General features: G+C 47.9%; 12 protein-coding genes. 7 read left to right on the forward strand and 5 right to left on the reverse strand.

The window, feature by feature from the left end:
• Positions 1-2 precede the first annotated feature (2 nt).
• On the forward strand, positions 3-815 hold the full coding sequence (locus BEL04_RS23085) for a hypothetical protein (protein ID WP_066007988.1): 813 nt from the start codon (positions 3-5) through the stop codon (positions 813-815).
• Positions 816-875: 60 nt separating this feature from the next.
• Here BEL04_RS23085 and BEL04_RS23090 read toward each other — a convergent pair whose 3' ends face one another.
• Complete coding sequence (locus tag BEL04_RS23090; RefSeq protein WP_066007989.1) at positions 876-3,368, reverse strand: alpha/beta fold hydrolase; 2,493 nt, start codon at positions 3,366-3,368, stop codon at positions 876-878.
• A gap of 102 nt (positions 3,369-3,470) precedes the next feature.
• Between BEL04_RS23090 and BEL04_RS23095 the strand changes: the two genes are divergently transcribed.
• Positions 3,471-3,983, forward strand: coding sequence for a GNAT family N-acetyltransferase (locus BEL04_RS23095; protein ID WP_066007996.1), 513 nt, complete (start codon positions 3,471-3,473; stop codon positions 3,981-3,983).
• Between the two features lie 649 nt (positions 3,984-4,632).
• The gene (locus BEL04_RS23100; protein WP_066007998.1) at positions 4,633-4,941 is read left to right on the forward strand and encodes a hypothetical protein; all 309 of its coding nucleotides are present in this window, start codon (positions 4,633-4,635) and stop codon (positions 4,939-4,941) included.
• A gap of 201 nt (positions 4,942-5,142) precedes the next feature.
• On the opposite strand, the gene BEL04_RS23105 is transcribed toward BEL04_RS23100, so the two are convergent.
• The 4 genes from BEL04_RS23105 to BEL04_RS23120 are packed head-to-tail and all read right to left on the reverse strand — an operon-like array spanning position 5,143 to position 8,294.
• Entirely contained in the window at positions 5,143-5,808 is a 666-nt protein-coding gene (locus BEL04_RS23105) for a Type 1 glutamine amidotransferase-like domain-containing protein (protein WP_066008000.1), read from the reverse strand.
• Positions 5,809-5,860: 52 nt separating this feature from the next.
• Positions 5,861-6,262: a DUF4348 domain-containing protein gene (locus tag BEL04_RS23110; protein ID WP_139113154.1), complete on the reverse strand. Its 402-nt coding sequence runs from the start codon at positions 6,260-6,262 to the stop codon at positions 5,861-5,863.
• Between the two features lie 11 nt (positions 6,263-6,273).
• On the reverse strand, positions 6,274-7,032 hold the full coding sequence (locus tag BEL04_RS23115) for a glycosyltransferase family 2 protein (RefSeq protein ID WP_066008002.1): 759 nt from the start codon (positions 7,030-7,032) through the stop codon (positions 6,274-6,276).
• The gene (locus BEL04_RS23120; RefSeq protein ID WP_066008003.1) at positions 7,029-8,294 is read right to left on the reverse strand and encodes a glycosyltransferase; all 1,266 of its coding nucleotides are present in this window, start codon (positions 8,292-8,294) and stop codon (positions 7,029-7,031) included. The genes BEL04_RS23115 and BEL04_RS23120 overlap by 4 nt, the downstream gene beginning before the upstream one ends.
• Positions 8,295-8,544: 250 nt before the next feature.
• Between BEL04_RS23120 and BEL04_RS23125 the strand changes: the two genes are divergently transcribed.
• The 4 genes from BEL04_RS23125 (at position 8,545) to BEL04_RS23140 (ending at position 13,482) form a co-directional block, all read left to right on the forward strand.
• Positions 8,545-9,051 carry a serine acetyltransferase gene (locus BEL04_RS23125; protein WP_066008004.1) on the forward strand — a complete coding sequence of 169 codons (507 nt, stop codon included), beginning with the start codon at positions 8,545-8,547 and terminating at the stop codon, positions 9,049-9,051.
• A 138-nt stretch (positions 9,052-9,189) separates the two neighbouring features.
• Positions 9,190-9,942 (forward strand): bifunctional 2-polyprenyl-6-hydroxyphenol methylase/3-demethylubiquinol 3-O-methyltransferase UbiG, encoded by a 753-nt coding sequence (locus tag BEL04_RS23130; protein ID WP_066008005.1) that lies wholly within the window; start codon positions 9,190-9,192, stop codon positions 9,940-9,942.
• A 74-nt stretch (positions 9,943-10,016) separates the two neighbouring features.
• On the forward strand, positions 10,017-13,196 hold the full coding sequence (locus BEL04_RS23135) for a S41 family peptidase (RefSeq protein ID WP_066008006.1): 3,180 nt from the start codon (positions 10,017-10,019) through the stop codon (positions 13,194-13,196).
• Positions 13,197-13,278: 82 nt separating this feature from the next.
• Entirely contained in the window at positions 13,279-13,482 is a 204-nt protein-coding gene (locus BEL04_RS23140) for a hypothetical protein (RefSeq protein ID WP_217493666.1), read from the forward strand.
• Positions 13,483-13,500: the final 18 nt, after the last annotated feature.

Below are 13,500 nucleotides of genomic sequence, written 5' to 3' on the forward strand. Positions count from 1 at the left end.
CAATGCCGCCTGCTGTTTTAACTTTATACCTGTACGTTAGCAACCGCGAAACCCAGCATCCCGGGTTGACCTTTTTGGTAATGCTGGGTTATATTGCCGTCATTTACACCATCATCAAATTAGTCAACAGCCGCATCTTTGCCAAAAAGCCATCCAACGAGTGGGGCCACCAGGTGCTGCGCGGTAAACGATCGTTGTTTTATTATGTTTACTGGCTGGGGGTTACTGTTGTGATGGCCCAGATCGGCATTTACTATATTATTACCTACAAGCCCATTTACCTGGATGGCGTAAAAATTGACGACGGGTTTAAGTATATCTGGTTTTACGTCGCCTTCGTTCTTTTGTTTGTCGGCCTGCTCAATTCGTACCTGGTAAAAACCGATACCAGCTTCAGCGATTATCCGTACCTGCGCTACATTATAAAAGTTTGGGTAACCAATATTTTGGCCGCCCCGGTTTTACTTACCATAATACTGGCACAGAAAGGAATCACAGAAGATTGGCTTCCGGCGTACTGGCTCCTGGTAATAACGAGCAACGGTTTCGGGATGCTTGGTTTTGCAGCTTTTGCATTCAATGTCCATTACATCAGCCAAAACAACTGGCCGGAACGCCGCAAAAAAATGCGCATATTTATCTCGGCCGAGTTACTAACGTTGGTTACTGTGATCGTGTTCGCACTAAAAAGCACAATGGGTATCAGCTGGTTTTGGTTGTGGCTCCCTTATGCACCGGTGATGGGCTTCAGTATATTTTATTACAAATTAGATAAGCCCATCCCTGTTGAAGACGCCATTGTTGTTGAAGATTAGAAAACCGCAACGCAAGACCGGTTCTCCTCATTTGCACATTCAGGCATTTGCACATTTTCTCTATTTCTTCAGCGTTTCGTTAAACAGCTTATAGATGCGGCTATACTCGTCCGTCCAGCTGCTGGGTTGTACAAAGCCATGATCCTCGACCGGGAAAACAGCCAGTTCCCAGTTTTGTTTATGCAGCTCGATCAGCTTCTGGCTCAGGCGAACGATATCCTGGAAGTTCACATTCTGGTCCACCATGCCGTGGCACATCAGCAGCCGGCCTTTCAGGCCATCGGCAAAATAAATGGGCGAGCTTTGCTTATAGGCCTTTTCATCGTTATAAGGCTCGTTTAAAATATTGGCGGTATAGCCGTGGTTGTAATGCGCCCAATCGGTAACAGAACGCAAGCCTGCGCCTGCGGCAAAAACATCGGGTTCGGTAAACAGCGCCATCAGGGTCATAAAGCCACCGTATGAGCCGCCGTAGATGCCCACGTTCTTCGGGTTAATGCCGTATTTTTCGACCAGGAGTTTCACGGCGTCCACATGGTCGCTCAGATCCTTGCCGCCCATGTGGCGGTAAATGCCCGTTCGGATATCGCGGCCGTAGCCTGCGCTGCCGGTATAATCGATCTCCAGCACCGTGTAGCCGTTATCGGCCAGCAGGTTGTTGAACATAAACTCGTGGAAATAGCTGCTGCTCCATTTGTACATCACATCCTGCAGGTAACCGGCGCCGTGTACAAATACCACTGCCGGGTGCGATGGGGCTGGGTTGGCCGGTGCATAAACGCGGGCGTAGATATCAGTTCCATAACGGTTTTTAAAGGTAAAAATCTCGGGCGCGCGCCATGCGTACGATTTAAATTCTTCGCTTACCGAGCTGGTTACCTGTACCGGCTTAGCACCTGGCTTGTTCGGCTGAATGTACAATTCGTATGGCTTATTGGTATACGAATACCGGATGGCCAGCCATTTTTCATCGGGCGAAAGCTCGACTTCGTTGCCGCCTTTCATGCTGGTGAGCTTTACCGGGGTGCCGCCCGTAACCGCCATGCGATAAAAATCGGCTACGCCGGGGTGATCCATGTTGGCGGTAAAGTAAAAATCCTTTTTATCGTTCGATAATCTTAAGCTTTGTACTTCCCACCTACCGTTGGTGAGTTGTTTTTTATCGCCGGTGGCCACATTCACTACGTAAATATGCGAGTAACCACTGGCTTCGCTCTGGAAATAATAGTGCTGGTTATCTATCCAACCTGTGCTGCCGCCAAAACTGCTGATGCCGGGGCCGCCTATCCAGGCTTCGTCGCGCTGCCGGTCGAGCAGGCTGAGCTTGCCGGTTTCGGCATCGAGCTTCATGATCCAGCGGTCCTTATAATCCTGTGCGTTCACAATCACTACGGCGTATTTGCCGTCGGCGCTCCAGGAGGCTGTGCCTATGCTCACTTTACGGTCTTCGTTGCGCGCCTGGCGCTCTTCCAGCTCTTTCGGGTAATCTTTCACATAGTCGGGCAGGTCTTTAATGCCCGGGATATCTTTGGTCTGGATGGCATACACAGTATCGCGCTGTTCATCGTACACAAAACTTTCGGAGGTGGACTGCGGCGCGCCAACCTTGGTGCGGTTAGGGATATCTTCAGTATAACCGGTCGCGGTTACATAATTAGGCACAATAGTGTTTTTAGTGCCGTCGGCAGCTTTAATCAAAGTATAAGTCACATACCGGCCATCCGGCGACAATTGTAAACTGCGGATCTGCTTATCATCCACGCCGATCTCGCGCATGGGTTTAACCGCAAGCTCTTTCCGTTCGGCTGCATTCAGCTTATCGTTCTTTTCCTTCTCCTTCATCACATCAAACAACTCGGTTTGCTGAGCCTTCAGCCAGGCATCCTGTTTACTGCCAGCGTTTTGATCGGTTGCCGCGGCACGGCCCGCCCCGCCGCCAAAGCCACCACCGGTGCCACGGCCGCCACCGCCGCCTGTACCGTTGCCGCCACCGCGCCTGCCACCGGCACCACCGCCGAATGCAGGTACAGCCGCTACAGCAGTCGCCGCGTTATGGGTAAAATTGGTGAGCTGTGTTAATTCGCCGCCATTCAAAGCAATAGTATACAGGTTTTCGCTTTTGGTGAAAACGATCTTGCTGTCATCGCCGCTAAAGGCCGGGTTGCTCTCGCGGTCGGCCGTTTTGGTGAGCTGGGTTGATGCGCCGGTTTTGGCATCCATCAAAAACAGGTCGCCGTTTTTTTCGTAAACCTTCATGGTTCGCTTCGTGTTCCACGAGCCGCCTGCCGGGCGCATGTCCTTACGTTCGTCCAGGCTTACTTTTTCGGGCTTCGGGTTGGTTGGTGTGATAGCGTAAAGCGATTCGCGTTCGGCCTTATCGGGGTTCCAGTTGAAATAGACTTTTTTACCATCATCGCTCCAGTAAACATTCGAGGGCGAAACGCCCATCCATTTCGGGTCGCGCATAATTTTTTCGACGGTGAGCGGGCCGAGGGTTTGGGCAAATGTTGAAGTACAGCAAGCTAACAGAAAGAGGGTAAACGTTCTTTTCATGCGATGGTTAATTGTGAGGCCATGTTTTTACGAACTGCAATTTAATATTTAATGCGATAATAAACTAAATAGCTATTTTAGTTTTCATAATTGTTACAAGTAATGAAACTACAGGGCCCTACATTTTGCCTGCGCGAGTGGCGGCTAACCGACGAAGCAGCGCTAATAAAATATGCCAATAACGCTAATGTATCGCGCTACCTGGCCGATCAGTTTCCTCATCCCTATACCCAAACCGATGCGCAGAACTGGCTTAACTTTATTACCGGCGTAAGCCCGGTTACAAACTTTGCTATCGATGTAAATGGCGAATGTGTGGGCGGCATAGGTGTAGAATTCCGGAACGGCGAACGGCGCAAAACGGCGCACATTGGCTATTGGCTTGCCGAACCTTTTTGGGGAAAGCAAATGATGCCGGCGGCCACACGCCTCATGGTAAATTACATTTTTGATAATTTCGATATCGTGCGCTTAGAAACCGGGGTTTATCATCCTAATACGGCATCGATGCGGGTGCTCGAAAAGGCCGGTTTTGTTAAGGAAGGCATCGGCAAAAAAGCCATATTTAAAAACGGCGAGTTTTACGATGAGCATGTGTTTGCGCTGGTGAGATAGTATCAAGTCGCAAGTATCAGGTATCAAGTATTTTCTTTTTTGTCTTGTTACCTGATATTGAATACTTGCTACTAATTACACGAGTATTTCAATAAAAGAAGTCATGCCGAACTTGTTTCGGTATCTCTCAGGACAAATAAATACGCGATTTTCTTCCAGCCGATGATTAATGGGTATTTTAAATAAACTTTGCCTTGATTATTCTCCATGTGTTTATTTTTCACGATGTGAACGAGCTCGCTAAAGCTCGGTTCTTGCATCTTGATCCTATTTCGGGCGTTGCCTGCGGCCCGCGCTATCCGTTACAAGTCCTCATTCGCTGATAGAAGCTCATTCCGGGCTTTCCACTACTATCGCTAACGCAGATTCTCGTTAGTACATAGGTATTCTTCGGTATTTCAAATAAAATCTCCGCTATCAATACCAGTAAACCAATGAACTGATTAACCAATGAAAGCCAGGGGGGAAATTGTAAGAAATTTTTCAGCAATTCCGGGCATCATAACATACAAATGAACTAATGCCCGATGAACTAATGACTAAGCTAAGCATCGCGCTTAACCTTTAAATATACCAAATATTGGCGGCATTGGCAAGTTATAGTTGATAAGTAAATCGCTATTCATACCTTGCAAATATTATTCAGCAAATGGACGACCGGGACTATAAACCTTACTATATAGGGAGTTACGAACTAACGGGCGAACACTTAATACTTAAGGTTGAGCCGATGTATTTAGATCACCCTGTTAGTGAAATTCACATCAAATCAAAAGATATTCAGCGTTTTGCAACATATTGGCACGCTTTACCAAGACTGATAGCTGAGTCGGTGCCTATTTTTATTTGCGAAGAAACATGGGGCGAGAAAACGACTCTGGCCGTTTATGAAGGTCAATTTCTGCAAGAATCAGAGGTGAGCTATTGGCTTAGTTTTTATTATTTTGAGAACAAATAGACCAATAAATGATTACTTGCGCTCGTTTATAAACGAGCGTTTAACTGGCTTAGCGATTGTATCGCGTTTTAATCCCAGGTTTAAACTTATCTTTCCCACGGGTGTCATGGTAAGCTTGTCGAACCATAGCGGGCGGACCTATTCAAGTCGCAGTATTTTGTTTTTGTCTTGATTCTTGCATCTTGGCTCTTGATTCTATTTTCAAGGCTCAACTAACTTCCAATTCCCTTCCGATATAACCTCGATCTCCCCATCAACAACCTTAATTGCAGTCTGATCATCTATTAAATAAGAAGGCACCGGCAATGTGGCGGCTAATTTTTCGAGTTCGGTCATGGCGTTATCCGGAAAGGCCGGGTAGTCCAGGTGCGGGTGAATGGCGATATCGAACCACCCCAACGATTTTTCCGTATCCGGCGGCAAAGTATGGTTGCCGAAGGTAGTGCCGTAACGTGTCATGATCATGCTGCCGGCGCTCAGGCCAACATACACCGTTTTTTGCAGCAGTTCGGGCAGCATATCCGCCAGGCCAGATCGTCGCATCCAGTAACTTAAAAACTGGCAGTCGCCGCCGCCGACCAGTAGGGCATCAGCATCGCGCGTAACCTTTTGCCATACCTGGGGCTTGATGCTCGGTAAAGCAGTAAGTTCGAGCAGGCCCAGCGATTTCCATCCCAGTTCGCAAAAAGGATCGCCTAACCTGCCGGTTATTACCCGCCTTACTATTTCGCCGCCGGTGGGCAGGCCGTATATGGCCGTAGGTACAAACAGGGCGTTGGCTTCCTCTACCGGTTTGCCCAATAGCTCCACCAGTGCATTATGGATGCTGTTGTTGCTGATGCCTGCTGAGGTGAGGAGGAGTTTCATGGGATAATTCTATTCTGCATTCGGTACATAGAAGCGCATGTAAACAATATATTTAATCAGAATTATCTGTTACAGAACTCAGGTACCATTTTGAGTTTATTTTTATAAAAGTAAATTCTTCCTCAAATCCGGTATCCTGTATTTGAAATCTGATGTTTGTTTTATTACCGCTTAACATTTTTTTAATCACAATTCCTTTTTCAGATTTATCAATAAACAATCCGATGAACTTCATTCGGGTTTCAGTAACGGTCTTAGTATCGCTTTCACCTTCGTCGCCGGCAGTGAAAACTTTAAGCGGAAATATTATCCGAGATTTTTGAAAGACGGAATCGGTTTTAAAGAGTTGAAAAAAAGCGTCAAAGCTTTTATCCGCTGATAAAACTGTTTTATCATGTCGACCATTACAGGCCATCATCATCAGAAGAAATATGAAACAAATGAACCTCTTCATCTTGTTAAGATTTAATCATTCGTCCTTCTATGCCTTAAATAATACCAGCTTAAGTTAAAAGTGATCACACCATGATTAAATAAGGTCGGCAATAAACCATAATGCCTTTTCATGATATCAAAACGCTCCTTCAAGCTCTGCCGGTGCTTCTTTTTCGACATGCCGCCTACCAGGTATTTAGCCACATAGCGGTTTACGTTCACGATCTTTTTAGCCTTTTTGGCCGCGCGGATGATCCAGTCGATATCGGCGCTCAGGTGGTATTGCCTGTCGTACGGTTCGGCCAGGCTGCGTTTTACATAAATGGCCTGGTGGCTGATGCTCATGCCGTATCTGAAGCCTTTCCAGGTAAACGTTTTCGGAGCCTTGTGGCGGCGGCGGCCCAGGCTTTCGCCTTTGCTGCCGATCATTTCGGTTTCGCCGTAGTAAATATCGGCGCCGGGTTCTGATGAAAAAACCTGCGCTACGGTATCGTTGTCATAAAACTCATCGCCGCTGTTCATAAAAATGATGTAATCGCCGGTAGCGGCGGCAATGCCCTTGTTCATGGCATCGTAAATGCCTTCGTCCTTTTCGCTGATCAGTTTGGTGATGCGCGGCCTGTATTTTTCGATAACATCCAAAGTACCGTCGGTCGAGAGGCCATCTATGATGATATACTCAATATGCGGGTAGGTTTGCCCCAGCACCGAAAGCATGGTGCGCTCGATATCTTTTACGTTATTGTAAACGATGGTGACTACGGATAATATGGGGGTAAAGCCCGTCATGATTTTAAAACGGATTGATAAACGTTAATGTACTGAGCCGCTACTTTTTCGTTACTGAATTTGCTGGTCACCTTATCGCGTGCAGCTGTCGACATTTTGCCGGCATCGGCCGAAAACAGAATGTGGCGGATGCCGCGTGCCAGGTCCTCGCCCGATCGGTACAACGCCATATAGCCGTTTTGCAGGTGATCGATCAGATCGGGTATACCGCCGGTATCGAATGCCGCGACCGGCGTACCGCAGGCCATCGATTCCATAATGATGTTAGGCAGGTTATCTTCTACAGATGGCGACACCGTAATATCGGCCATGCTGTAGATCTCCACCAGGTCGGCCTGAGAGGAGATCAACCCCAACTGATGTACCGGGAACGGCAGTTGGTTTACATCAAAATGTTTGTTTTTGCCAAAGATGGCGATCTCAACCTGATCGGACGGGTGTTTGCTCTTTAAGATATTCAGGGCTTCAACCAGGTAGGGAAGGCCCTTGCGCCTGTCCATAATATTGGCTGCGCCAAACAGGATGAGTTTAACACCGGTACCGATGCCCCGCTTTTTCCGGGCGGCAGCCTTATCCTTTGGTGCGTAAACTGTTGTATCGATAGGATTAGGGATAGCTTCAATCCTGAAACCGTTTAACAGGGCGCTTTTTTTGGCTTCACCGGCGAGCCAGTTGCTGCAGGTTACAAAAGTAATGTTAGGCCTATCCGCGAAAAGCGCCAGTTTTTCTTTCCAGACCGAGTGGGAAAGGTCGTTTGGATGCGGGTTGCGCAGAAAATAACAATCGCCGCATTGTTTTTTAAAATGATCGCAGGTGCCGGCGTAATGACAGCCGCCGGTGAAGGACCACATATCGTGCAGCGTCCAAACGATGGGTTTGCCCGAGCGGGCCAGCTCTTTGAGGTTATCGATAGAAAGGAAACCAAAATTAGTCCAGTGCAGGTGCAGGATATCCGCACCGGCCACCAGCTGCTCATCCATGATCGAACTACCCGTATCACCTGTTGAAAAAGCAAAACGTACCGACTTGTCCCTTTCATAAAAAAAGATAAACGGCAGGCGTTCGCGCAGTAAATTGACTTGTGCCTTTTGTTTGCCGAACCAGCTATGGATGGCGCTGGTAATATGTTGTTCATTGGTTTTTTTATGCTGAACGAGCATGGCTACATCGATCTTATCCGACTTGAGCGCTTTAAGCAAGCGCACGCAGGCCACCGGCGCGCCGCCGCCGCTGTCGGACGTATTGATCAGTGTTACTTTCACAAGGCAAGTATAGCGATAAGTATAGATTCCGTAATAACGATGGGTTTCAAACCCATCGTTATTACGGGTTCGCGGTTTTTAGTCGACCATATCAGATGTATCCATAAAACAGAGTAGCTGTGCGGCATCAACCAAATTTAGAAATTGTTTTGAGTTTCTATATGAATGGAGTCTGTTAATAGCGATGGCTTTCAAACCCATCGCTATGATATTAATTTCTAAAACGTACCTTTAACCTTTTAATACAACCATGAACTTGTTTGCCTACTTATTTCAGGACCGTAAAGCCAACCGCAGGAATTTTAAGGGGCAGTTGGTGTTGTTCCTGTTCAGGCTGGCGCAGGCTATCAACCGCAGCATGATTACGAAGGTGATTTTTTACCCGTACCTGCTGTGGTACCGCTACGTTGTGGAATGGGTTTGGGGCATCGAGCTGCCTCGTAAATTAACCGCAGGCAAGGGTTTGATCATTTACCACGGCCAGGCTTTGATTTTGAACCAGGGTGTGGTTCTGGGTGAGAACGTTGTATTGCGCAACTCGGTCACCATCGGCCACAAAAAACTGGCCGACGGTACCTTTACTGCCTGCCCAAGGATCGGTAACAATGTAGATATCGGCGCTAATGTGTGTATTATCGGCGATATTACCATCGGCGATAATGTCATCATCGGCGCAGGATCGGTCGTAGTGAAAAGTGTGCCCGGTAACTGTACCGTGGTGGGTAACCCGGCAAGGGTATTGGAGAAGAAAGAGTAAAAAGATAAAAGCGCTGGCATTGCGCGATTCCTTCCTCGGGGAAGGAGGAGGAAGGGGTAGTCGCAGGCAGAAACCCCTTCCTAACTCCCGATATTCGGAACAGGCTCTCCCAAGGGAGGGAATTAATACAATAAATTAATGGAACAGCATTTAACCGACAGGGCCTTTTGGAAAGCCTTCTGGGAATCGAAAAAAGACCTGATATTTTATATAAAACCCGATTACCACTTCACCGCCATCATTAAAAAACTGGTTGAGGACAATCATATCAAAACCGCTGTCGAGCTGGGCGGCTTCCCGGGATATTATACCGTTTACTACAAAAAGTACCTAAACCTGGATGCTGCGCTGTTCGATTACTTTATCCACGAAGGGCTCATCAAACAACTACTCGAAAAGAACGGCCTGAAATATGAAGACATCTCTGTGATCGAGGCCGACCTGTTTACTTACCAGCCGGTTAAAAAGTACGACCTGGTATCCTCATTCGGCCTGATAGAGCATTTTAACGACCTGAAGGATATCATAGCCCGCCACGTAGCCCTGCTTAACCCCAAAGGCACTTTATTTATCACCCTGCCCAATTTTACCGGCATTAACGGCTGGATACAGCGCCGGTACGACCCGGAGAATTATGCTAAACATAACATCGGCTCCATGAACCCGCAACTGCTGGCCTCGGTTTGTAAAGAGCTTGGGCTGGTGGAGGTGGAATCGTACTACCACGGCCGCTTTTCGGTATGGCTGGAGAACAATGCGCAGCAAACGGGTTTGGTAAAATCGATCGTAAGATCCATTTGGCTGGCGGGGAAACTGTTCACCAAACTTGTACCTGTCGAAACAAAGGCGCTCTCGCCTTATATTGTTTTAAAAGCGCGCAAGGCCGATTAAATTAAATATTTATTATATTTACCCAACTGGCTTAACTGGCTTTTAGATTACAAAACGACCTCATCCCAATTAACATGAAACAAGTTTACGCACTTGCTATAGGCTCGCTGTTTACAATTTTTGCCGCCAAGGCTCAAGGCAACGACACTTATTTTGCCGACTACCCCACCTTAACCCCCGACGCACAAACCGCCATCTTCAGCTACGAAGGCGACCTTTGGAAAGTTGCCGTGAACGGGCAGTCGCCGGCCGTACGTTTAACAGCCATGCAGGGGCAGGAAACTAACCCGCGGGTTTCGCCGGATGGTAAATGGCTCGCGTTCAGCGCTAACCAATATGGCAATAACGATGTGTTTGTAATGCCGCTTGCCGGTGGCGAGATCAAACAACTCACCTATAATGATGCCAATGATGAAGTGGATTCGTGGAGCTGGGATTCGAAAAGCATTTATTTTACCTCGGGCCGGTATAACAACTTCAGCGCGTATAAGGTAAATATCGATGGCGGCACGGCGGTGCGGTTGTTCGGTAATTATTTTAACACTATCCATGGCGCGGCCGAGCATCCCAAAACCGGCGAACTGTATTTTGGCGATACCTGGGAAAGCTACCGTTTTGCTCAGCGCAAGCACTACAGGGGCGATTATAACCCCGATATACAATCGTACAATCCCAAAACAAAAGCTTACAAACGTTATACCGACTGGGCCGGTAAAGATTTTTGGACCACGATTGACGCGCAAGGCAATGTCTACTTCGTATCCGACGAGGGTAACGACGAGTATAACCTGTACACTTTCGTCAACGGCAAAAAAACAGCCTTAACCAACTATCCAACGTCGGTAAAACGGCCGTCGGTAAGCGCGAACGGGCAAAAGATCATTTTTGAAAAGGACTACCAGCTTTTTACCTACGATATAGCAGGCAGGAAGACCGAGAAGCTGAACATCAACATTTATCGCAACAACGTTCTGCCGAAACAGCAGGAGTTCGACATACAGGGCAATATCGAAAACTTTGATGCTTCGCCCGATGGTAAGAAACTGGCCTTTGTTTCGCGCGGCGAGTTATTTGTATCGGATGCAGACGGGAAATTCATCCAAAAACTTGAACGTAATTCTGCCGAGCGCGTGCTCGAAGTAGAATGGCTTGCCGACAGCAAAACCCTGCTGTACAACCAAACTTTGGAGGGCTATCAAAACCTGTACACCATAGCTGCCAACGGTACCGGCAGCCCGAAACAACTAACCAACGACAAGCGCAATAACCGCGACCTGACCCTGAATAAAAAACGTACCATGGCCGCTTACCTGAGCGGGCGCGATGAGCTGCGTACGATAGACCTGAGCACTTTTGTGAGCAAAACTGTCGTGAAAGACGAGTTCTGGGGTTTCCAGAACGGGCAGCCGTACTTTTCGCCAAACGGCGAGTACCTGATGTATACCGCTAAGCGTAATTTCGAGGAAGATATTTTTGTGCATAATCTTAAAACCGGGCAAACCCTTAACCTCACCAACAGCGGCGTAAGCGAGGTAAACCCGTATTGGTCGCCGGATGGTAAGTACATTTATTTCAGCACATCCCGCACACAGCCATCCTACCCCTTTGGCACGAGGGACGCACATATTTACCGGATGCCGCTCGAGAAATTCGACGAGGCTTTCCGCCTGAGCAAGTTTAACGACCTGTTTAAAGAGGAGCCAAAACCGGATACCACTAAAAAATCGCCGTTGAAGGATACCAAGCCGGCGCCGCTGGCTGCACAGCCTGCGCCAAAGGCACCTTCGGACATTGCGATCAATACCGACGAGATCATGCACCGTTTGGAGCGCATCAGCAGCGGCTTTGGCCAGCAGGACGGGCCGGTTGTGATCCAGAAAGGCGAGAAAACACTGATCTATTATACCTCGAACCAAAACGGAGGCAGTAACTCGGTGTACCGCACCACGCTCGAAACTTTTGAGCGGCCCAAGACCGATAAGGTTGAGGGTGCGGATGCCGGCGGTTTCAGCATGACAGCGGTCGGCGAAAAATATTATATCAGTTTTGGCGGCAACGTTTACCGCATCAATATCGAAAGCAATAAGCTGGATAAGATCGATGTGACGTATAAGTTCGACCGTAACCTTTCGGGAGAGTTTGCGCAGATATTCGACGAGACCTGGGCCAACCTGGAAGAAAACTATTATGATGGTACATTCCATCATATCGACTGGCAGAAAATGCACGATCGTTATAAGGCCTATGTGCCTTATATTAATAACCGTGCCGACCTGCGCCTGATGCTGAACGATATGCTGGGCGAGCTCAACTCATCGCATATGGGCTTTACCTCCAACGGGCAGGAAGAGCGCCTGAACCTGCGTTACCGTACCATGGAAACCGGCATCGTATTCGGCAATACTTCGCCCTACGTGGTCGATCATATCCTGGAGAACAGCGCGGCCGATCATAAAGGTATCGATGTACAGGCCGGAGATAAGCTGATCAAAGTAAACAACGTACCGGTTAACGAAAAGATGGATCGCGATTATTATTTCACCAAACCATCTATCGACAGGGAGATACTGCTCACCTTTGAGCGCGGCGGTAAAAACATCGACGTAAAGCTGCATACCGAAGCCACTAACGATATCCGCGGCCAGTTATACGATGAGTGGATCAAACACAACAAAGCGATGGTGGAGCAGGAAGGCAACAAACGCATTGCCTACGTGTACATGAAAGACATGGGCGACGGCTCGCTGCAAAACTTTTTGGAAGATATGGTTGACGAGGGTTACAAAAAAGACGCCCTGATACTCGACCTGCGCTACAATACCGGCGGCAACGTGCACGATGCCGTACTCAACTTTTTATCGCGCAAGCCTTATATGCAATGGCAGTACCGGGGCGGCGAGAAAACCCCGCAGCCAAATTTCAGTCCGGCGGCTAAGCCTATTATTTTACTGGTGAACGAGCAGACCCTGAGCGATGGTGAGGTAACTTCGGCCGGTTTTAAACAGTTAGGCTTAGGTAAGATCATCGGCACCGAAACTTACCGCTGGATCATTTTTACCAGCGGCAAAGGTTTGGTGGATGGATCCTTTTACCGCCTGCCATCCTGGGGGTGCTTTACGCTGAGCGGCGATGATATTGAACATACCGGCGTTAAACCCGATATCTACATTAAAACTACTTTTACCGACAGGCTGGCCGATAAGGACCCGCAGATTGATGCCGCGGTAAAAGAGATTATGAAGGAGTTGAAGTAGCTTGCGGGAGTTGTTGGTGACAACACCAGCAACGGCGTCGGGACACCCAAACGGCTTCAGAGAAATTTTACTAATTTTGAATATGAGCGAATTTAAACTGGATAGAACTGCATTTAAAGCACAAACAGCAGCCGAAGCAGCCGATCATAGGGAATACTATCAAAACCTTACTGTGAAAGAGCGTTTGCGGATAGCTCATTATTTAAATAGCATAGCGTTTAACTTTCCGATAGATAGCCCGCCAAGGATGGATAAAACAAAGTTTAGTGTCAGATCAAGAAGTTGATGGGGAATATATTCAATG

The sequence above is a fragment of the Mucilaginibacter sp. PPCGB 2223 genome (genome assembly GCF_001705515.1).
GTDB lineage: Bacteria > Bacteroidota > Bacteroidia > Sphingobacteriales > Sphingobacteriaceae > Mucilaginibacter.

Bases quoted from the DNA above. Each gene is read 5' to 3' on its own strand.
- BEL04_RS23085 (WP_066007988.1), top strand. From the start codon at position 3: ATGCCGCCTGCTGTTTTAACTTTATACCTGTACGTTAGCAACCGCGAA.
- BEL04_RS23090 (WP_066007989.1), bottom strand. From the start codon at position 3,368: ATGAAAAGAACGTTTACCCTCTTTCTGTTAGCTTGCTGTACTTCAACA.
- BEL04_RS23095 (WP_066007996.1), top strand. From the start codon at position 3,471: ATGAAACTACAGGGCCCTACATTTTGCCTGCGCGAGTGGCGGCTAACC.
- BEL04_RS23100 (WP_066007998.1), top strand. From the start codon at position 4,633: ATGGACGACCGGGACTATAAACCTTACTATATAGGGAGTTACGAACTA.
- BEL04_RS23105 (WP_066008000.1), bottom strand. From the start codon at position 5,808: ATGAAACTCCTCCTCACCTCAGCAGGCATCAGCAACAACAGCATCCAT.
- BEL04_RS23110 (WP_139113154.1), bottom strand. From the start codon at position 6,262: ATGAAGAGGTTCATTTGTTTCATATTTCTTCTGATGATGATGGCCTGT.
- BEL04_RS23115 (WP_066008002.1), bottom strand. From the start codon at position 7,032: ATGACGGGCTTTACCCCCATATTATCCGTAGTCACCATCGTTTACAAT.
- BEL04_RS23125 (WP_066008004.1), top strand. From the start codon at position 8,545: ATGAACTTGTTTGCCTACTTATTTCAGGACCGTAAAGCCAACCGCAGG.
- BEL04_RS23130 (WP_066008005.1), top strand. From the start codon at position 9,190: ATGGAACAGCATTTAACCGACAGGGCCTTTTGGAAAGCCTTCTGGGAA.
- BEL04_RS23135 (WP_066008006.1), top strand. From the start codon at position 10,017: ATGAAACAAGTTTACGCACTTGCTATAGGCTCGCTGTTTACAATTTTT.
- BEL04_RS23140 (WP_217493666.1), top strand. From the start codon at position 13,279: ATGAGCGAATTTAAACTGGATAGAACTGCATTTAAAGCACAAACAGCA.